We start from the raw sequence: 19,237 nt of genomic DNA on the forward strand, positions 1-19,237 counted from the left end.
CACTGGGGTACTTGTCCCCAGAAGAATTTGGGAAAAACTTAAATAAACAAAATATTGCCGCTTAACTAAATGTCAACTTTAATGTTGCAATTCCAGTTTATTGTTCTTAGCGAAAACGGATTACCAAACTAAATTTTCTAAAAAAAAGTTTAAAAGGCAGACAAAAACATCTTTGTCTGCCTTTTATTTAGGTTTTGAATACTGTTATTATGGCTTATTTTAATGCGTAGTTATGGTAACCACCATCCACAGTGATCTCTGTTCCTGTAATAAAACTTGCGGCATCAGAAGCCAGGAATAACACTGTTTTTGCAATCTCATCAGGATCACCAATCCGTTGCAGAGCTGTAGCGCTGGCTAAAGATTCTTTTGCTTCTGGGGGTAAGGCATTATCTAAACCAGGAGTTAAAATAGGCCCCGGGCTAACAATGTTTACACGAATTTTTCTTCCCGCCAGTTCATTTGCTGCAATCTGGGCAATTTTATTTAAAGCTCCTTTAGTTGCAGAATATACGCTGGCTCCCAAATTTGCAGCTGAGGCAACTGATGAAGAAGTGAATACTACTGCTGCTCCGTCTGCCAGGTGAGGAAGTAATTTTTGCAATGTGAAGAAATGGCCTTTGACATTGGTGTTGAATTGTGCGTCAAAGTTTGCCTCAGTTACTTTTTCTATGGGCTCAAATGTTGCAATTCCCGCATTCAGGAAAAGGACATCTAATTTATTTCCACTTTCTGCAACTGCTTTTTCCAGGATTGAAATTTCTTCAAGTTTTGAAGTGTCCGATACTACAGTAAACAATTTCGGGTTGTTTATTTCTTCTGTTGCTTTTTGCAGATTACCGGCATTTCTGCCCGTAATCCAAACATTTGCACCTGCGTTAATAAATGCTTTTGCTGTTGCAAGCCCTATTCCGGTAGTTCCACCTGTAATAACAACGTTTTTATTTTTAAAGTCCATGATTAAATTTTTAAATATTTATAGTGCAAAGTTAGAATAGGTAAGTTTATTTAGGTTACTTTGTAACGAAAAGTAACAGTAACCTTTGAGTAACAAAGTAACTTATGACAGAAAATGAATGCCAATTAGGGCACAAAAAAGAGATCATGGCCGTCCACGATGCGATGGACGTGTTGTATGGGAAATGGAAAATCTCCATCATTTCCTCCATTTGCTATTACAACAAAAGAAGATTTTCAGACATTTTGAATGATGTACAAGGAATATCAAACAAAATGCTGAGTAAAGAATTAAAGGAATTGGAGATCAATAAACTGGTGAAGCGAACCGTATTAGATACGCAGCCAATATCTGTTCAATATCAGTTATCGGAATATGGGATGACGTTAAAGACTATTATTAATAACCTGTCAGCATGGGGGATAGCGCACAGGAAGGTGATTACTGGTAAGTAGGGTTGCGTTTAATTAGCGCTAAGCTGGAAGTAGGTATGGCAATAAAGTACTAGACTTGATCATGCTCAAATACTAAGCGAAAGGTTGAGCCAACTCCTAACTCACTTTCAGCAATGATTGTGCCTTTGTGTTTTTCCATGATCCGTTTCACAATTGCCAAACCAACACCTGATCCCTCTATATCTTTGACATTATCCATTCTGTTAAATAGCTCAAATATGCTCAGTAAATCATTTTGAGCTATTCCAATACCGTTGTCTGTGATGCTATAATGAACTTTATTTCCAACCAATTCGCCAGAAATATGCACTTCCGGGGCAGTGGAATGTTGTGAGTATTTCACGGCATTGCTAATCAGGTTAGAAAAAACCTGTAATACCATAATAGGATCACCTTTTACATCTGGAATCTGACCCATAACAACTTTTAGTTTTTTGTTACCATAAATTAAATCAAGATCGTTAACAATATCAGTGATTAAGTTTTCTGTTTTAATAGGGTGAAAGCGCATTGCTGTACGGCCAATACGTGAATAATCAAGTACAGCATTTATCATTAAATTCATCTGATCTGCCCGATCAGCTATTCTTTGCAGCATTTGCTGACCACGTTCCAAAATATTCTGATCCCTGATAAGGAGTTGGGCATAACTTTTAATTGATGCAATGGGGTTCTTCAAATCATGTGAAATGGTGTAACTAAAACTTTCTAACTCCTGGTAGGCTAACTTAAGTCTTTCATTCAGAATACGCGCAGTTCCGGCTTTGTGGTTTAGCCCATAGTTCACTTCCTCTTTCAATTTGATAATAGACTTGATGTCTTCTATAGACCAGGCTTCGGCAATACCAGTTATAGTTTCATTCCAGACCGCAAATGAATTTCGGGGAGAAATGTTAAGTAATTCATTAGCATCGGGCGTAACTGATTTATTTGGATTACCTGCCCATTTCAAGTTCTGAACTTGTTCGGCCCTGAACCAGATTAAGTAATCTCCCAATTCTTTAGAGAGTACTGAAATTAATATTCCGCTCGCGCTATCTTTATATGCGGATGCTTCGGGATAGACTTTAGAGAGGTTATCGGTCTGATATAATGTGTCTTTAACCTGTTCATTTATCCACAACATTAAATCCAGTAATTGTTTATCGTTGGGGGTATTCCCCAATTTATATATCTTTTTATTGTGTACAAGCATAGCACCACTACACTTGAGTATATCTAATATCGTTGTATCTTCTGAAGCCAGCGCTTTTTCTATGCTTTCGGTTTCCATCAACTGTTTAATAATCTTTTCCAGACTGTGGTTGAATTCATTTTCTTTTCTCAGCGTTTCTTCATTCTGTCTGAATTCGAGTGCGGACGAGGTGATCTGACCGATGAGCTTGGCATACTCTCTGGATTTAAAATCAATGAAACGGGGAGTATAATTATGACATGCAATTAAGCCCCATAACTCATCTTTAAATTTCAGGGAAATACTGAAGCTGGATGCTACACCCATGTTTTTTAAGTATTGAATATGGATAGGGGATACCGCTCTTAATTGACTATAGGTCAGGTCCAGGTCTTCTGGATTATTTTTTGCTTTATTAATTCTGACTGGTTGTGATTCTACATCAGCTATTAATCTGGTTAAGTTCAATTTATATAGTTCGCGGGCTTGTCGGGGTATATCAGAAGCTGGATAGTGTAAACCGAGCCAGGGAGATAAAACCGGGTTCTTAGCTTCTGCTACAACTTCACCATGACCGTCTTGTGCGAAACGATAGATCATTACCCTGTCAAAATCTATAACCTGTTTTACTTGAACAGCGGTATTTTTCAATAATTCTTCCATCCTGTTGTAGGTAAGAATTTCAGCAATGGTACTCCCCATTAAACCTTGTACATCCAATTGGAAACTGGATGCCGATAATTCGAATTCCAAAATATATTTTTCGTCACTTAAAGAAATGATTAAATAATATTGGATTCTGGAAATTGTTATTGGAACTGGATTAATCCTTTGAAACCCTTTATTGGTTTTCCCGGTAGAAATCAGCTGTCTGATGAAATCTGGTTGATGATCGTGGTCTAATAGATTCTCTATATAACTAATGGATTTACCTATTAGTAAATCAAAAGCCTGAGAAATAAACTTATTGATATTATCACTGTGAAATTGAATGATCATGTTATCATCAATGACAATCATAAAACCATGCGACTGTATTTGTCCTGGTATATGAATAGGCTCAATACCACAATTAGTTAAATCAACTTGAAAACCAGACATATCTTAATTAATTATAAAAGTGTAAATATGGGCTATTTATGGCGGCTTTGTATCATTTATAAATTATGACAATTGCCCTCACTAAAATAAAAAACGTTATAGATCATTCGATTACTAATCAGGCGGCCTAAGACAGAAAAAGAGACTTTTTCCTTATTCTCAGAGGTAATCCAGTAAAAAGGAGCGTTCTTTAATTATTTTCATTGCAGGCATTAGGTGGAGCAGTAAAAAGCGCGGCCTTGGTTTTTACTTATTTAAGATTAATACTGCTAACGTAATTGAGCGATTACTTTAAAGTATTTTATATAAAGCCATTTGACCAAAGTATTAAGAGAAAAAATATCAATTTGAAATAGAGTAGTTTTTTTGTGATTACAGATTCCCATTGGGTATTCACTGGCACGAGCTCAAACCCGTACCAGTGAATAGGAAATTATTTAGCTAAGTAGGTCATGCCACCATCAACAAGAAGTTCGGAGCCAAGCAAGAAAGAAGAATCTTCAGAAGCAAGGAAAACTGCTGTTTTACCAATATCTGACGGCTGCCCGATCCTGCCTATCGGCATTACACCTGCAAACTGTGTTTTCACAGCTTCGATTTGTTCTGCAGGAACGAACTTATCAAATGCAGGAGTGTCTGTAGTACCTGGAGTGATTACATTTACCCTGATCTTTCTTTCCAGCAAGTCGTTTGAAAAGCTTTTTGCCAAAAAGATCACGGCAGCTTTTGCAGCGCCGTAAAGCCCAAACGATGGATATGCCCGATGTGCGGCATTTGACCCGATAAGAATTACAGACCCTCCATCATTCATATAAGGCAGCGCTTTTTGTACAGTGAAGTAAACGCTTTTCAAGTTAAGGTCCATGGTCTTATCGTAATCAGCTTCGCTCACATCTGCTACAGTTCCGGTTGTTCCTGCACCTGCATTGGCTACCAGTATATCTATTTTGCCGAATTTTTTGGCTGTATCTTTAAATACTCTTTCTAAATCGGCAAGGTTAGTTACATCTGCATTGATGGCTATAAAATCATTGCCTAGCTGAGCAGCTGAATTTTCCAAAGTTTGATGATTTCTGCCAACAATAGCTCCGGCAGCTCCTTCACTTTTAAATGCTTCGGCAATACCAAATCCAATACCGCTATTGCCGCCTGTAATTACGGCTACTTTGTTTTTTAATTTACTCATGATCTTTACTATTTAATGTTAATCCAAAGATGCACCTGTACGAAGACCTGCATCTTGATATAAGTCATTAAATACGCTTGATAAAGATCAATCTATTTTGAGGAGTTCTTCCTGATCCGGCTCAAGGTTTCCGGTGTTAAACCCAGGTAGGAAGCTATTAAATTTTGCGGAAAACGCTGTATAAAGTGCGGGTAATCGTTAACAAGTTCTTGAAATCGCTCTTCGCCAGTTTGACTGATGGAAGATTGCATTCTTTTCTGGGCAGCTATGGTATTATTTTGACTAAGCACGTTTTGCATCGCTGAAAAGGCAGGAATGGGCTTTATGAATTCCTCTACCAGGCCATGGGTTATTTGTAAGATCTCCATATCCTCCAGCGCCTCTATGTTAAAACGGCTTGGTGTCAATTTGTAAAAACTTTCAAAATCGGCTAACCACCAGTTTTCAACACTTAATTTTAATATATGCTCATGACCTTTTTCATCTACCGTAAACGTCTTGGCAGCCCCTTTTACAATGAATCCAGTATATTTGCATACATCCCCTTCCTGTAAAAAGTATTGTCGCTTCCGGATTTTTTTGGGTTTGAAATGTGCGATAAATACTTGCTTATCATCAGCTGAAAGCATTTCGCCGGAAAGTTTTTGAACGTAATCGAACAGCGCTTGAAAATTATGCATCTTTAGAGTTCTTAAGGGGAATCTTCAAAAATAAAACTTTCAACCTATTTTTGCTGCTTTTTTAGTTATTCAAATTTGTTATTATTCAGTTGCACTAATTTATAGTGTTTAAAAAAACGTTTGAAAATCTGACTACAACAATTACCAATCCAACTACTTTTTATAGCGCGGCAATCAAGAATTTTGTACTAGAAATTTAAGTCAGTTATTAGAAATAATTAAATAAAGAATTATGCAAAAGAGAAAATTAGGAAATAGCGGATTAGAAGTTTCCGCATTAGGCTTTGGCTGTATGGGTTTAAACTTTCTGGATGGCAAAGGTCTTGATGAAAAAGATGCCATCACACTACTATGCAATGCAGTTGAAAGAGGTATTACATTTTTTGATACCGCAGAAGCCTACGGGCCTTACACCAATGAAGAAATTGTTGGCGAGGCATTACAGCCTTATAGAAAAGATGTAATAATAGCCACAAAATTTGGTTGTAAAGATGCCAGACCAGCAGTAGGTTTAGACAGCAGACCTGAAACTATAAGAGCAGTAACCGAAGCATCTCTGAAAAGATTAAAAACAGATTACATTGATTTGCTTTATCAGCACAGAGTTGACCCTGATGTTCCGATAGAAGATGTTGCAGGAACAGTAAAAGACCTGATACAAGAAGGTAAAGTGAAATATTTCGGTTTATCGGAAGCAAGCGCTAAAACTATCCGAAAAGCACATTCAATTCAACCTGTATCAGCATTACAAAGCGAATACTCATTGTTTTGGCGTGAGCCAGAAGATGAAATCATACCTGTTTTAGAAGAGCTGGGAATTGGTTTCGTTCCATTCAGTCCTTTGGGCAAAGGCTTCCTCACAGGTATAATAAACAAAAAATTAGAGGATATTGACCGAAGAAATATTATTCCCCGTTTCAGCGAAGAAAACATAAAGATCAACCTGGCTTTAGTAGATGCGCTTTCAGAAATTGCTCGACAAAAAAATATTACAACCAGCCAATTAGCATTAGCTTGGCTGTTAGCTCAAAAGCCCTGGATAGCACCAATCCCCGGGACTACAAAATTGCATCGTTTAGAGGAAAACATTGGCAGTATAAATATTGTATTAACAGCCGGTGAACTTGCGAAAATTGATACAACGGTAAATGGAATTACACTTGTAGGCGACCGCTATCCTGAATTTTTAGAAAAACAAATAGACAAATAAAAAGCTGACATCAATGCAAAATATTAAAGGAAAAGTAGTTGCTATTACAGGTGCAAGTAGTGGAATGGGCAAAGCCATTGCAATAGAATTAGCAAAAAACGGTGCAAAGGTTGTTTTGGGTGCAAGGCGAACAGGCCAATTACAACAAATTGTTGAAGAAATTAAAAGCACAGGTGGTGAAGCCACCTATGCTAAAATTGATGTAAAGAATAAAGTCGATTTAGTCCGGTTTGTAAATACAGCAGTTGAGAGATACGGAGCATTAGATGTTATTGTAAACAACGCAGGTGTCAGTCAATTAAGCCGTATTGACGAGTTGGATATTGATGATTGGGAAGAAATGATTGACATTAACCTCAAAGGCGTTTTGTATGGCATGGCGGCTGCAATTCCGATTTTCAAACAACAACAATCGGGACATATCGTCAATATTATTTCAACTTCAGGAATAAAGATTGTCCCAATGCAGGGCGTTTATGCAGGAACTAAAAATGCCATTCGAACTATTGCAGAAGCGTTTCGTCAGGAGTCAGACGGAAACATACGCATTACAGGCATTTCGCCCGGATTTGTGAAAACAGATTTTGCTGACAATATAAAAAACGAAGAAATGAAAACAGCTATTCAAAGAGGAATGGAACAAATTGCCATAGATCCTGTAGCCATTGCCAATGCTGTAATTTATGCAATAAGTCAACCTAATAATGTTGAAATTGGCGATATTGTTATTCGTCCGTCAAAACAAAATTGATTAAATTCGTAAACGAAAAATGCAACAACAAGCTAACATCAATCACATTAAAAGTATATCACAATTGGTGCGAGTATTGGGATTTCCTGCGCCATTGCACCCACTGATTGCATTGGTTAATTATAATAATGTTTCGATTGAAATGTTTCCAAAAGGGCAAAAAGTAAGTCTTGATTTTTACAAGCTTTCCTTTAAGCCTACATTCACAGGACACATAAAATACGGACAGGGATATTACGATTTTGAAGAGGGCGGGTTAGCATTTTTGAAGCCAAAACAAATTATTTTTCCACCGGAAGACATAGAAAGCTATGAAGGTATCGCTTTGTATTTTCATCCCGACTTTATCCGGAATTATCCACTAGGAAAAACAATAAATCAATACGGCTTTTTCTCTTACGATGTTTCAGAGGCCTTATTTCTATCGGCAAAAGAAAAAGAAATCATAGCCAATTTATTTGCTACTATAGCCAATGAGTTAGAAAACAATATTGACAATTTCAGCCAGGATGTGTTGGTGTCACAAATAGAATTGTTATTGAATTATAGCAATCGCTTTTACAACAGGCAATTCATCACCAGGAAAGCAATCAATCACGACATGATAACTTCTTTGGATGAACTTTTAAACAGCTATTTTGAAGAAGAAAACAGGCTGAAGAACGGCTTGCCATCAGTGAAATATATCAGTACAGAATTAAAACTATCGCAACGCTATTTGAGTGACATGTTGAGTTCATTGACAGGGCTAAACACACAACAATACATTCAGAACGCAATCATAGAAAAAGCTAAAGAAAGATTATCAACTACAAATCTTTCCGTTTCGGAAATTGCTTATGAATTGGGCTTTGAACATTCACAATCGTTTAGCAAGCTTTTCAAGACAAAGACAAATTTTTCGCCTTTAGAGTTCAGACATTCGTTTAATTAAAGGCGGCAGAAAGCAAATGAGTAAAAATCGCTTGCCAATAACATTGGTTTGATCTAAGTACGTAGGGGTACGGCTCAAAAGCCTTCGATGAAAATTTGGAGGCTTTTTTGGTTCTTAGTTATTCATATTGATTAGATTTACCATTGCTTTCACCATCTTCTCCTTAAATCTAAATTCCATCAGCTTAAATAAACCGTTTTAAGCAAGCTGAATTTTATAATTGACGTAGCCTTTACTCATCAGTACCTCAAAATAAATTCTTGTTAAGATCACTTAATAAAGCAGTATACTACTCCACTTTATGTTATAATTTAAACAATACGATTAATAAGGGTATCTCTAAAACTTCTCGCTACCGGTATTTGATGGGAATCAACTTTAAGAATATTTCCATCCATAGCATTGATATGGTTTATATTTACAATATAGCAACGATGAACCTGTAGGAAAACATCCTCTGGTAGTCTTTCTAGCATTTTTTTAAGAGTGGTGCTCACGATTTCTTTAGAATTTGATGTATAAATGATCACATAGTTCTCCATACTTTCTATGAAAAGTAGATCTATGATTTGTATTTTTTTTAATTGTTTCCCGCTTTTCACAAAAAGATATTCCCTGTTATCTAATTTTTGCTCTCTTTGAAAAATCTCATAAACCTTATTGACAGATTTAAAGAACCTCTCAAAGGATACTGGTTTCAGTAGGTAATCAACTACATTGAATTCATAGCCTTTAAGTGCATATTGCTCATAAGCTGAGACGATTATAACCTTTGGAGAATTTTTCATGGTATTCAATAATTCTAATCCTGTCATTTCCGGCATCTCAATATCCAAAAAAATAAGATCGACAGGCTGATTTTTCAGTTCGGCACTGAGTTGTAAGGCATCCTCACACTCACCAACTAAAGATAGAAATCCTATTTTTTCAATATAGCCTTTTAATCCCTTTCTTGCTAAAGGTTCATCGTCTGTGACAATACATTTTATTTCCATCTCAATCTGTATTTATTATTAATCTGACAAAGAATAGGCTGCTTATTTGTTCGGTGTAAAAGTTATACTTACCAGGGTATAAAAGATCGAGACGTTTCAATAAGTTATCCAGACCAATTCCCGGCTTATCGCATTTTTCTTTTTGCCACATTGGAGATATTGTATTTTCAACATACAACCTGATCTTTTTATCATCCAATTTAAGCTCGATTTTTATTTTATATTCTCCACCGACATACTTAAATGCATTTTCTATGATCGGTTGAAAGAGCAGAGGATGTATTTTCTGTTCTTTCAATTGAGGATCAAAATACGCATTCAAACAAAGTCTTCTACTCATTCTTATTTTTTGAAAAGCTATGTATGCCCGCAGATAGTTGATCTCTTGCTCAAAGGTCACTTCCTTTTCTATATCATAAAGTTGATACCGCAGAAGATCGGATAAAGTTTCTATGCTCCGCTTAGCCTCAACATTATTTTCATCGATCTGGAAATAAATAGTGTTCAAAGCGTTGAATAAAAAATGAGGATGGTACTGTGATTTTAAGAATTTGAGCTCTGACTCGGATTTATCAGCTTTTAGTTTTTCCAGCATCAATATTTTGTCTTTGTAATTTCTGCTTACCTTTTCATTTCTTATCAGCGTATAGTAGATCATCAGAAATGGTATAAAACATAGGTTGATCAGCATATAATCAATCCAACCGCTCCCCATATGGAATATTCCTACATATTGTCCCATTAAAAGGAGTATATTGATGCCGGATAATTGTAAAAGTATCTGCAAATATTCTTTTGTTATTGATTGATCTCTTTCCGGGAATGTAGAATTGTCGAGTTGTCTACGCCATAGGAAATCATAAAAATAACACAGTGAGATTGTAAAACTAATGCCAATTAAATGTAATATTATACTGCCTGACCAGAAAACCTCATGTTTGGTAAGGTCTGTGACCGCACGCAAAGTATTGAACAATATAAGCCCGAGAAAAAAGGGATATACCCGGTGCAGCGAATCTTTCATTTATTATAGCGGTATTTAAAGATATGTGAAATTACAAAATTTGAACAATTTAAGTCTTCAATCCAAATAGAGGCCTGATCCATTTGCAACGCCTGATCCCGAGTTCATAGATAAGCAAACTGAATCCGAATGTACCGAAAACCATTAATGAAAATTTTAAAGCAAAACCCCATCCTGTATGCTTCAAATAATAGCATAGAACCACAATGACCGTCTGGTGCAAAATATAAAGTGGATATACTGACTCATTGGCATATTTGAGAAATGTACCTGGCTTATTGAGATATGCTGATCCATATCCGAATATCGTCAGAATCCAGGACCAGAGATTAAATACTTTGAAGAAAGAAGAAAGATAGGACTTTCCCTGGAAATCCCCAGTTGCAAACCATAAAATCATCAGTAAAGGAAATGATATCAAACCAAATAACAGGTAAAGATTTCTATTATTCATTACCGTTGGCCAAAATAATTCCTTGTGTGAGATAATCAGGAAACCAAAAATAAAAAAAGTTCCGTAATTAATAAGGTTATACCAATCTCCGATTAGCGCATGGGAGGATGGAAAAATCGGAGCAAGATATTGTTCATAAATAAAAAATGGTATAATGAATATATAAAGCCCAAAGGTATTTCTTATCAAAGACCGTAGTTTTCTAACTAGCAATGCTTCAGGATTTTTTCGCAAATATTGAAAACCAGGAATCAGGATCAAAGAAAATATAAGTAGATAAAGTATAAACCATAGATGATTCCAGGAAATGGCTCCTCCTTCAGGATATGGCCTCCAAAATGATTTATCTAAATAAAATTCCAGATAATTCCCTTCAAAAATCCCTTTGTCGAGCCATTCGTAATAAACTTGAGGAGGTACAATAAATGTCATTCCGAAAAGCAGGGGGATAAGCAATCTCTTCAGTCTTTCTTTGGCCAACTGGCCTGCACTTCTTCGAGACATCGCGAAATATGTTCCCATACCGGAAATTATGAATAGGATAGAAAGCCGCCATTGATTTAAGAAAAGCATCGGAAAAACAAGCCCTTCATAAGTTTTAATGTCTTTTATATGGTTTGGCCACGGTACAAACACCATTCCTACATGATAAAAAATTAGCAAACCAAAAGCGATAACCCTTAGGTTATCCAGATCATATCTACGCATAGTGAATTATTTATGTAGCTCAAAAGTAATTCTACACTTAAAAAACTAATAATAAATATGACCAAACAGTTTATTTTCTTGACGAATGGAAAAAAGAGCCTTATTTCAGACAATTAGTTTGAGCAAAATGCTCCATCAATTTTCCGGAACAGATCATATAGTGCGTATTTCAAAATAGGATCGCTATTCTCTATGAGAACTACGTAGTCTATATTTTTACTTTAGATATTTCTGTACGTATACCATCAACATCTGTTTTTTAAAGTCATTCAATCCTTTTGATAATAAATCAATTTCCTTCTGAAACATCTTATTGTTCGACAATTTCAAATATTCTCTTGTAACCTGTAACCCTCCCTTTTTTCGAACTGGTTTAGGAGACGAGAATTCAAATGTCGGCCTGATCCCAAAAAACCTTAAAATTTAAAATGCGAAAAACGCGAGCAATCGAAGAACATTAATTTTAAAATTATTGAAGTCGACAACTTTAGGAAAGCCAGTTTTCAAACCCTCTCACTTGATATAAGTCATCCTGATCAAACTAATGGTTTTGACCTGTAACATCCGGGTACTGCCTGAGTACTGCCTGAGTACTCGTTAGGGTAAGAGCAATGCTAAAGTAACGTGAGAGCATGGCAAGTCCAAGTAAAAACAACTAGTTGAAAAGACTTGGAGTACCTATGGTTAAAGGCTGTTTAAAGCTTGGTCTTACATCGACCACCACTCAGGCACAACCAAAGCATGACTAGTTGAAGACTGAAGAACCTTATAATTTTTCCTTTGACCAGAACATGGACAACTACGGACAATTGCAGACAGCCGCGGACAATTATGGACATTGCCTGCTTAGGATGATACTCTTTAGCACAAATCCTTTACATTAATAAAAAAGCAAATATGTATGGCAATTTTCGACGGTAGATTTTTAAAGGGAATCCTGGGCGATTTCATTTTTAAAGTGATAGATGGGGTACAGGTTGTTTCAAAAAGACCTGTGCCTGGCACAATGAAACAATCAGTGGAAACCAAAAAGGCATCAGAGAATTTTCGTAAAAGTAGCATGCTTGGAAAACATATCAGAGGCATATTTCATAATACGCTCGGTGGAATGAACAATATCTTCCTTATCCTTAAAAGTGCACAGATAAGGTTTGATGATTTTGTTTTCTTCCATTGTATGTGCTATTATGCATTATAGCATTCCGGATAGTGATGATTTACCGCTCTATATTTGAAGTAAAATTAAACATTAATTTCATTATGGCACAGATTGGAAATATAGAATTTAAAGGTAAAAGCTATACCACATTACACATAAACGTATCAAACAGTGTAGCCACTGTCTCTTTAGACAATGCACCGGTAAATGCTTTAAGCGGGAAGATGATGAAGGAATTGCAACTATTACTTAAAGATCTTTCTGAGGATTTTCTGATCAAAGTAATTGTATTTGATAGCAAAAACGCTGACTTTTTTATTGCACACGTAGATATTAATATCCTTAATGAGAAGGATATTTTGGATGAATTGGCAAATGAGGCGGCTGAAGGGTTGAACATTTTCCAGAATTTGGGAGAAGTGCTCAGGAATCAGCCACAGATTACTATCGTGAAGCTAAAAGGCATTGCAAGGGGCGGGGGCGCTGAATTCGTTGCAGCTGCAGATATGAGTTTTGCAGCTCTAGAAAAGGGGAAAATTTCCCAGTGCGAAGCACTCATGGGTATAATTCCCGGAGGTGGTGCCACACAGTATCTATCATCTAAAATGCCTCGCAGGCGTGTACTCGAAATTATTTTGGGTTCGGACCTTTTTGACGCAGAAACTGCCGAACGTTATGGCTGGATAAACCGTGCAATAAAAGATTCAGAAATAGATAAATTCGTTTCCCGGCTGGCAGAAAATATTGCTTCTTTACCTGAAGGCGTAATGTATACCATGAAAGCTGTATTGCCTCCTGAGCGTTTTAGGTCAGGTTTTAAAACTAAGGATGATGGCTGGGCTAAGTTGGCGTTTGCTGCCAAAGCGGGTGGCATTATGAGTCTCGCCATGCAAAACGGAGCGCAGACTATCGAAGGGGAACTAAGAATTGAAGAATTATTACGGCGATTATTCTGATCGTTTATTCCCAGAATGCTTGTAATGAATTAGTATTACAAAATTTTAAATCAGAAAAAAATAAAGAAAATTTTAGTAATCAATCGACATTCGATAACTATTTTTGTAAACCTCTCAATTTGGATCTTTTGTATTCTGTTTTGAGAAGATATATCCCAGTTAAAGACTTGAGTAAAAACAAATACGGCATTACATGAATACTGAAAAATTATTTTCCTACGGAACCCTACAGAACGAAAGTGTACAAATAAAAAACTACGGCAGAACGCTGGAAGGAAAATTGGATAAGCTAACTGGATATGCACTGTCAATGATTGAAATTACTGACGCAGCGGTAGTAGCCTTAAGTGGGGCTGCACACCACCCTATGGTTAAACATACAGGTATTGTTACCGATACAGTGGATGGGATGGTTTTTGAAATTTCAGCCGATGAGCTTAAACGAACAGACGAGTATGAAGTTGACGATTATAAGAGGGTAGAGGTTATACTAGAATCAGGAAAAAAAGCCTGGGTATATGTAAATGTATAGATTAATAGTACTTGTTTGATAATAAACTATGTCTACGCTAACAAGAGACCTGTCCGGCTATTTAAAATCTATCAATTAAGGGGGATGCTGCATAGAGAGAGAGTTATTAAAGAAATGAGCACAAAACCTGCAACTGATAGTTGATATGTATATTTCGGAAAATTGGGACGTAACATGGGGCCACGTTCCGCGAAAAGACTATTTGAATTGATGTTAAAGACACTAGATCTTACTAAATTATATCCTCCAATGTGGATTAGCTCGCTGCTCTCGCTGATCCTAATAGAGTGTTTTCCTAAAAAAAATTAACTTTAATCATTATGGGAAGACCCAAAAAAACAATCCCCGAAAATTTTATCAAGGATGTACGTCGCAGTACCCGAAGAATCCTCACTGCAGAATAGAAATTTTGATCGTGATGGAAGCGCTACGTGCAGAGAATTTTATCGCCGAGATCTGTCGTAAGCACAGTATTAACTGAATACAAATTTACAGAAATTTTTATTCAGTGGTAGCAATGAAAGCGCAAGAACTAAGAGCAGGAATAATCGCAGTATTTTTATAAATTTGTATGATCTTATAATTGGCATAGGTTGACCGAAAACACTGGCATCAACATTCCGAAATGCCCAAGTGATTAAATATTCAAGCTGTAATCTTGCAAAATAATACCGAAATTAAAAAAATGGATAAAAACCGTCCTTCGCTCATAATGAGAATATCAAAAATATTTTTAAAAACAATCATAGGAATTGTAGCCATAATCGCTATCCTACTCATCACGACATTCCTGATTCATCAAGTCAATTCAAGCATCGAAGCTGATAAAATTGAAGATTATGGTCAAAAAATAAAAATTTTTGACGGTACAATGAATATTACAATAGATGGCCATGATCCAGACACGATTGTGTTACTCACCGGATTTGGAACGGCAAGCCCAAGATTAGATTTTGAACCATTAATCAGAGAATTAGACAAAAAGTATACAGTGATCACGATTGAACCTTTTGGTTATGGATTGAGTAGTGAAACAAATCGTGAACGCAGTTTGAATAATATGTCGGAAGAAATCCATGAAGTTGTGAAACAATTAAATCTTAATCGTTTTATATTAATGGGGCATTCCATTGCTGGGCTTTATAGCTTAGCATACATTAACAATTATCCAGGTAAAGCAATCGCATTTGTAGGTATTGATACCAGTGTGCCAACACAACCTTGGCCGGGTTATAATTCGGCACCTATGGATTTTTTAGCCAAAGTAGGTGTAATGCGTGCATTTTTAAAGTTTTTTGGAAATGAAAAACCTAAAGAAGAATCAGAAATACACCGTTTTGAACAAGAACACATGATTACGATGAAAGTAACCGGAAACAATACTTTGCACAGAGAAGCAACTTCATTAAGTAATAGTTTTAAAGATGCGCAAAAATTATCTTTCCCGAAGGATTTACCGGTTTTATTATTTGCAGACGAAAACTCAGCTGTCAAAGGCTGGACAGAAATGCATCAAGCGCAAGCCAACAGCGTGGATAAGGGAAAACTAATCTTATTGCCTGGTTCTCATTATCTACATCATACACAATCTAAACGAATTGTAGCAGAACTTGAGTCTTTTTTAGGAAAATAAAATAATTGATCCCGTCGTAGCGCCTCCTTGTTTGAAGTGTATAATAACAGCAATTAAATGTGTATAACATTCACTACTTGGATGATCTCGGTAAATCACACGAAGAAAAAAGTTCACAGTGATCAAGGTGACCTGGCTATTCAGATCCCCAGGGATTTTCTTCCCCCCAAGAATTCCGCTTGATCCGGGCAGAGCCTTTTACGTAGTTTTTTGGCTTCTTCATGTAGAAGAATAAGCTGAAATTAGTTTTCATAATGTTGCACATTAGGGGTTTACAAATTTAGCTTTGCAGTTACTGGAAATCAAGATGTTCAGTCTTTGAACGGGTTGTATATCAAATATATATACGAAATTCGGTGAGTCATTTTAATTTCCAAAACTACTCACCGAATCGCTCACCTACAGGATGGGAAACGGTGAATATTTTGGATAACACTAAATGCAAAAGCTTGCTATCATATGACTTGCAGGCTTGGATTATCTATGAGTCATCCTTAAGGCTTATCCTCCAATGTGGATTAGCTCGTTACTCTCGCTGATCCCTTTTGGGGGAGGCTTCAACCAAAAATGCTTTTCGCTACGCTCAATGACCTTTTTTGTTTTTAACCAAGCCTTGCGCGAAGGCGCGCAGAACTTGCTTTAAAACAAAAAATGCCACCCGAAATGGGCAGCATTTTTGTTTGGCGGAGAGTGGGGGATTCGAACCCGCGGACCCTTTGACAAGTCAACAGTTTTCAAGACTGCCGCAATCGACCACTCTGCCAACTCTCCGCGACAAAAGTACAAATACGGCTTGATTTTGCAAACAATGGTGTTGATTTTTTAACAATAAATTGATAACTGGTTAATGCTGAGGTAGAAAAAAATATTTAATGAGCTTTTAACTGCCTTTTTTGAACAAATTAAAGGGTTGTTTGATGATTCTGACACTGCGTTTTGTCAGATCCATACTGGCATTCAGCTCAAATCCGATCAAAAGTATCAGAGAGTTGAGGTATAACCAGATCATAATTACAATTAGTGTACCGATAGAGCCGTATACTTTATTGTATGATCCAAAGTGGTTGATGTAAAATGAGAATCCCCAAATGGTTAAAAAGGCAAGGATAGTAGCAAGCCAGGAACCGGGACTGAAGAATCTCCATTTCTTAGTGTTAGCTGGGCCGTACCGGTAAAGGATAGATATGGTCACGAAATAAAGAATCCCAAGCAGTGCCCATCTGGATATGTCAATGATATAAACGATAAAGTGTCCTTTGATGTGCAGTCCTTTATTGATATAGTTCAGTGCAATTTCTCCAACAGTCATCGCGCCAATAGTAATAATGAGAGATACGGCAAGAACGAAGGTCAATACTAAAGCTATAAGCCGCTGTTTAAGCCATGTTCTGGTTTCCACGACAAGTGACGACTTGTTAAAGGCGTTCATCAGGCTGTGCATCCCATTGGTGGCAAAAAACACGGACAGTATAATACCGAAGGATAGTAATTTCCCGTTTTGTATCTTAATGATCTCAGATAGGGTAGCTTCAAAGGCTTTATAGGCCTGTGCCGGAAGGATAAGTTGTAATAAAACCATTAACTGATCCTGAAAGCCTATTCGCTTAGGGATAAAAGGGATCAGTGTAAACAGGAAGATAATTCCAGGGAAAATCGCCAGCATAAAAGTATAAGCCAGTGATGATGCTTTGTTCACTAAAGAGTCTTTGCCTAGTTCCCTAAAAAAAAATGAAGCCACTGTGTAAAGTGGGATAGGGCTAAAACCAGGCAGTACATATACTTTTGTCCAGTCTATAAACAAAGAATATAGCCTAATCCTTAAAAGTTGTCTGTGTACCCAATTCATTTATTCATAGTATTGTGCAATCCGCTCCAGAAAGTAATCCGGAGGGGGGCACGGTTTCTTTTTGACCATATCAAAGAATACTAAAGTAGTAGCCCCGATATTGATCAATTCTTCTTTTTCGTTAAATAATTCGTAATCAAATAACATGCGGACACCCGGAAGCTCCTTCATATAAGTTTTGATTGTAATCTCCTGATCATACAGTGCTGGCTTAATAAATTTACATTTAAGTTCCAGCAGTGGGAGCATGATCCCTGTTTCTTCCATTTTGCCGTAGGTCATCCCCAGGCTGCGCAGCATTTCTACTCTTCCAACTTCATAGTATTGGGCATAGTTTCCATTGTAAACATATCCCATCTGATCGGTTTCGCTATATCTTACCCTGATCTTTGTGCTGTGCGTATACATGGCCTATTTGAAAATATTACGTTTGTCTAAGGCTGCTCTGTATGCTTTGGCGTTAACTTCGTGTTGTGCTTTGGTTTCTGCGAAAGCGTGGTATCCTGAGAAATCAGCTTTAGCGCACATATAAATATAGTTGTTATGTTCGTGGTTTAAAACAGCGTCGATCGCATTGATACTTGGCATCATAATCGGGCCCGGAGGCAAACCTGCATATTTATAAGTGTTATATTTTGATTCTACGCGTAACAACGGGCCTGTTACTCTTTTTACTGTAAAGTCGCCATTGGCAAAAATTACAGTAGGGTCAGCTTGTAATAAAATCCCTTTGTTTAAGCGGTTAAGGTATAAGCCGGCAATAGATGACATTTCTTTGTCGTATAAAGCTTCTCCGTCAACAATAGAAGCAAGGATAGTCACTTGCTGAGGTGTAAGGTTTAATGCGGCAGCTTTTTGCTTGCGTTCTGCTGTCCAGAATTTAGTGTATTCCTTTTGCATTCTGTCGAAGAATTCTAAAGGAGTCGTATTCCAGTACATTTCATACGTATTCGGAATAAACATTGTATAACTGTTGTCTACCGTAAAACCGTATTTTTCTACCAGCGCTGCTGAATCCAGTACCTTCAGGAAGGTTGTTGAATCTGCTTCCAGGCTTTTAGAAAGATAAGCCGCAAATTCTTCCTTTTTCCTGATGTTATGGAATTTCAGTTTTACCGGCTCCTGGTTACCTGCTTTGATCAGGTTGATCAAACTACGGTTATTCATTCCTTTAGCTAATTTATAGCGTCCTGGTTTTAAGCGTTGTACCAGATCCATTTTAGCTGCGGCCTGGCTGAAGCTTCCAACGTCAAGCAGTAAATCCTTAGTTTTGATTTCTTTATACAGGTCATCTATCGTAGAACCGGTTTTGATATACAAATATTGTTCTTTACCCGATATGTTAGGGGCAAAGTAGACTTTATACATTTTCAGGCCATAAAATGCACCTACAGCAAGCAGGATTAAGATGGCAGCCCATATAAATTTAGTGCTCTTTTTAATTTCTTTGGTCGTTTCAGTAGTCATAGAATTTGAAATTC

At 36.9% G+C, this 19,237-nt stretch carries 18 protein-coding genes and 1 tRNA gene; 8 read left to right on the forward strand and 11 right to left on the reverse strand.

The window, feature by feature from the left end; all coding sequences use genetic code 11:
• Positions 1 to 214: 214 nt before the first annotated feature.
• Positions 215 to 958: an SDR family oxidoreductase gene (locus LY11_RS07615; protein WP_111633125.1), complete on the reverse strand. Its 744-nt coding sequence runs from the start codon at positions 956 to 958 to the stop codon at positions 215 to 217.
• A 104-nt stretch (positions 959 to 1,062) separates the two neighbouring features.
• On the opposite strand from LY11_RS07615, the gene LY11_RS07620 reads away from it, so the two are divergent.
• Positions 1,063 to 1,413 carry a winged helix-turn-helix transcriptional regulator gene (locus tag LY11_RS07620; protein WP_111633126.1) on the forward strand — a complete coding sequence of 117 codons (351 nt, stop codon included), beginning with the start codon at positions 1,063 to 1,065 and terminating at the stop codon, positions 1,411 to 1,413.
• A gap of 49 nt (positions 1,414 to 1,462) precedes the next feature.
• Here LY11_RS07620 and LY11_RS07625 read toward each other — a convergent pair whose 3' ends face one another.
• The 3 genes from LY11_RS07625 to LY11_RS07635 all read right to left on the reverse strand — a co-directional run bounded on the left by LY11_RS07625 (position 1,463) and on the right by LY11_RS07635 (position 5,554).
• Complete coding sequence (locus LY11_RS07625) at positions 1,463 to 3,688, reverse strand: ATP-binding protein (RefSeq protein WP_111633127.1); 2,226 nt, start codon at positions 3,686 to 3,688, stop codon at positions 1,463 to 1,465.
• Between the two features lie 433 nt (positions 3,689 to 4,121).
• On the reverse strand, positions 4,122 to 4,874 hold the full coding sequence (locus LY11_RS07630; RefSeq protein WP_111633128.1) for an SDR family NAD(P)-dependent oxidoreductase: 753 nt from the start codon (positions 4,872 to 4,874) through the stop codon (positions 4,122 to 4,124).
• Between the two features lie 92 nt (positions 4,875 to 4,966).
• On the reverse strand, positions 4,967 to 5,554 hold the full coding sequence (locus LY11_RS07635; RefSeq protein ID WP_111633129.1) for a Crp/Fnr family transcriptional regulator: 588 nt from the start codon (positions 5,552 to 5,554) through the stop codon (positions 4,967 to 4,969).
• A gap of 232 nt (positions 5,555 to 5,786) precedes the next feature.
• On the opposite strand from LY11_RS07635, the gene LY11_RS07640 reads away from it, so the two are divergent.
• The 3 genes from LY11_RS07640 to LY11_RS07650 are packed head-to-tail and all read left to right on the forward strand — an operon-like array spanning position 5,787 to position 8,449.
• Positions 5,787 to 6,764 carry an aldo/keto reductase gene (locus tag LY11_RS07640; RefSeq protein WP_111633130.1) on the forward strand — a complete coding sequence of 326 codons (978 nt, stop codon included), beginning with the start codon at positions 5,787 to 5,789 and terminating at the stop codon, positions 6,762 to 6,764.
• A gap of 13 nt (positions 6,765 to 6,777) precedes the next feature.
• Positions 6,778 to 7,515 carry an SDR family oxidoreductase gene (locus LY11_RS07645; RefSeq protein ID WP_111633131.1) on the forward strand — a complete coding sequence of 246 codons (738 nt, stop codon included), beginning with the start codon at positions 6,778 to 6,780 and terminating at the stop codon, positions 7,513 to 7,515.
• A gap of 19 nt (positions 7,516 to 7,534) precedes the next feature.
• Positions 7,535 to 8,449: a helix-turn-helix domain-containing protein gene (locus LY11_RS07650; protein WP_111633132.1), complete on the forward strand. Its 915-nt coding sequence runs from the start codon at positions 7,535 to 7,537 to the stop codon at positions 8,447 to 8,449.
• 311 nt (positions 8,450 to 8,760) lie between these two features.
• On the opposite strand, the gene LY11_RS07655 is transcribed toward LY11_RS07650, so the two are convergent.
• The 3 genes from LY11_RS07655 to LY11_RS07665 form a co-directional block, all read right to left on the reverse strand.
• Positions 8,761 to 9,444 carry a LytR/AlgR family response regulator transcription factor gene (locus tag LY11_RS07655; RefSeq protein WP_111633133.1) on the reverse strand — a complete coding sequence of 228 codons (684 nt, stop codon included), beginning with the start codon at positions 9,442 to 9,444 and terminating at the stop codon, positions 8,761 to 8,763.
• A 1-nt stretch (position 9,445) separates the two neighbouring features.
• Entirely contained in the window at positions 9,446 to 10,408 is a 963-nt protein-coding gene (locus LY11_RS07660) for a sensor histidine kinase (RefSeq protein ID WP_211321505.1), read from the reverse strand.
• A 109-nt stretch (positions 10,409 to 10,517) separates the two neighbouring features.
• Positions 10,518 to 11,630, reverse strand: a complete 1,113-nt coding sequence (locus LY11_RS07665; protein WP_111633135.1) for an acyltransferase family protein — start codon at positions 11,628 to 11,630, stop codon at positions 10,518 to 10,520.
• Between the two features lie 901 nt (positions 11,631 to 12,531).
• Between LY11_RS07665 and LY11_RS07670 the strand changes: the two genes are divergently transcribed.
• The 4 genes from LY11_RS07670 (at position 12,532) to LY11_RS07685 (ending at position 15,910) form a co-directional block, all read left to right on the forward strand.
• Positions 12,532 to 12,828 carry a hypothetical protein gene (locus tag LY11_RS07670; RefSeq protein ID WP_111633136.1) on the forward strand — a complete coding sequence of 99 codons (297 nt, stop codon included), beginning with the start codon at positions 12,532 to 12,534 and terminating at the stop codon, positions 12,826 to 12,828.
• Between the two features lie 62 nt (positions 12,829 to 12,890).
• Positions 12,891 to 13,745 carry an enoyl-CoA hydratase/isomerase family protein gene (locus tag LY11_RS07675; RefSeq protein ID WP_111633332.1) on the forward strand — a complete coding sequence of 285 codons (855 nt, stop codon included), beginning with the start codon at positions 12,891 to 12,893 and terminating at the stop codon, positions 13,743 to 13,745.
• Between the two features lie 193 nt (positions 13,746 to 13,938).
• A complete protein-coding gene (locus LY11_RS07680; RefSeq protein WP_111633137.1) occupies positions 13,939 to 14,277 on the forward strand; it encodes a gamma-glutamylcyclotransferase family protein in 339 nt (112 codons plus the stop codon).
• A gap of 685 nt (positions 14,278 to 14,962) precedes the next feature.
• The gene (locus LY11_RS07685) at positions 14,963 to 15,910 is read left to right on the forward strand and encodes an alpha/beta fold hydrolase (RefSeq protein WP_211321506.1); all 948 of its coding nucleotides are present in this window, start codon (positions 14,963 to 14,965) and stop codon (positions 15,908 to 15,910) included.
• Between the two features lie 681 nt (positions 15,911 to 16,591).
• On the opposite strand, the gene LY11_RS07690 is transcribed toward LY11_RS07685, so the two are convergent.
• The 4 genes from LY11_RS07690 to mltG all read right to left on the reverse strand — a co-directional run bounded on the left by LY11_RS07690 (position 16,592) and on the right by mltG (position 19,223).
• Positions 16,592 to 16,681 (reverse strand) — tRNA-Ser (locus LY11_RS07690).
• A 109-nt stretch (positions 16,682 to 16,790) separates the two neighbouring features.
• On the reverse strand, positions 16,791 to 17,756 hold the full coding sequence (locus LY11_RS07695) for a YihY/virulence factor BrkB family protein (RefSeq protein ID WP_111633138.1): 966 nt from the start codon (positions 17,754 to 17,756) through the stop codon (positions 16,791 to 16,793).
• Positions 17,757 to 18,164: an acyl-CoA thioesterase gene (locus tag LY11_RS07700; protein WP_111633139.1), complete on the reverse strand. Its 408-nt coding sequence runs from the start codon at positions 18,162 to 18,164 to the stop codon at positions 17,757 to 17,759. It abuts the gene before it with no gap.
• Between the two features lie 3 nt (positions 18,165 to 18,167).
• Positions 18,168 to 19,223 carry an endolytic transglycosylase MltG gene (gene mltG, locus LY11_RS07705; RefSeq protein WP_111633140.1) on the reverse strand — a complete coding sequence of 352 codons (1,056 nt, stop codon included), beginning with the start codon at positions 19,221 to 19,223 and terminating at the stop codon, positions 18,168 to 18,170.
• Positions 19,224 to 19,237 lie beyond the last annotated feature (14 nt).

It is taken from the genome of Pedobacter cryoconitis (assembly GCF_003259615.1).
GTDB lineage: Bacteria > Bacteroidota > Bacteroidia > Sphingobacteriales > Sphingobacteriaceae > Pedobacter > Pedobacter cryoconitis.

Bases quoted from the DNA above. Each gene is read 5' to 3' on its own strand.
- LY11_RS07655 (WP_111633133.1), bottom strand. From the start codon at position 9,444: ATGGAAATAAAATGTATTGTCACAGACGATGAACCTTTAGCAAGAAAG.
- LY11_RS07635 (WP_111633129.1), bottom strand. From the start codon at position 5,554: ATGCATAATTTTCAAGCGCTGTTCGATTACGTTCAAAAACTTTCCGGC.
- LY11_RS07695 (WP_111633138.1), bottom strand. From the start codon at position 17,756: ATGAATTGGGTACACAGACAACTTTTAAGGATTAGGCTATATTCTTTG.
- LY11_RS07620 (WP_111633126.1), top strand. From the start codon at position 1,063: ATGACAGAAAATGAATGCCAATTAGGGCACAAAAAAGAGATCATGGCC.
- LY11_RS07680 (WP_111633137.1), top strand. From the start codon at position 13,939: ATGAATACTGAAAAATTATTTTCCTACGGAACCCTACAGAACGAAAGT.
- LY11_RS07685 (WP_211321506.1), top strand. From the start codon at position 14,963: ATGGATAAAAACCGTCCTTCGCTCATAATGAGAATATCAAAAATATTT.
- LY11_RS07650 (WP_111633132.1), top strand. From the start codon at position 7,535: ATGCAACAACAAGCTAACATCAATCACATTAAAAGTATATCACAATTG.
- LY11_RS07645 (WP_111633131.1), top strand. From the start codon at position 6,778: ATGCAAAATATTAAAGGAAAAGTAGTTGCTATTACAGGTGCAAGTAGT.
- LY11_RS07630 (WP_111633128.1), bottom strand. From the start codon at position 4,874: ATGAGTAAATTAAAAAACAAAGTAGCCGTAATTACAGGCGGCAATAGC.
- LY11_RS07675 (WP_111633332.1), top strand. From the start codon at position 12,891: ATGGCACAGATTGGAAATATAGAATTTAAAGGTAAAAGCTATACCACA.
- LY11_RS07670 (WP_111633136.1), top strand. From the start codon at position 12,532: ATGGCAATTTTCGACGGTAGATTTTTAAAGGGAATCCTGGGCGATTTC.
- LY11_RS07700 (WP_111633139.1), bottom strand. From the start codon at position 18,164: ATGTATACGCACAGCACAAAGATCAGGGTAAGATATAGCGAAACCGAT.
- LY11_RS07615 (WP_111633125.1), bottom strand. From the start codon at position 958: ATGGACTTTAAAAATAAAAACGTTGTTATTACAGGTGGAACTACCGGA.
- mltG (WP_111633140.1), bottom strand. From the start codon at position 19,223: ATGACTACTGAAACGACCAAAGAAATTAAAAAGAGCACTAAATTTATA.
- LY11_RS07665 (WP_111633135.1), bottom strand. From the start codon at position 11,630: ATGCGTAGATATGATCTGGATAACCTAAGGGTTATCGCTTTTGGTTTG.
- LY11_RS07625 (WP_111633127.1), bottom strand. From the start codon at position 3,688: ATGTCTGGTTTTCAAGTTGATTTAACTAATTGTGGTATTGAGCCTATT.
- LY11_RS07640 (WP_111633130.1), top strand. From the start codon at position 5,787: ATGCAAAAGAGAAAATTAGGAAATAGCGGATTAGAAGTTTCCGCATTA.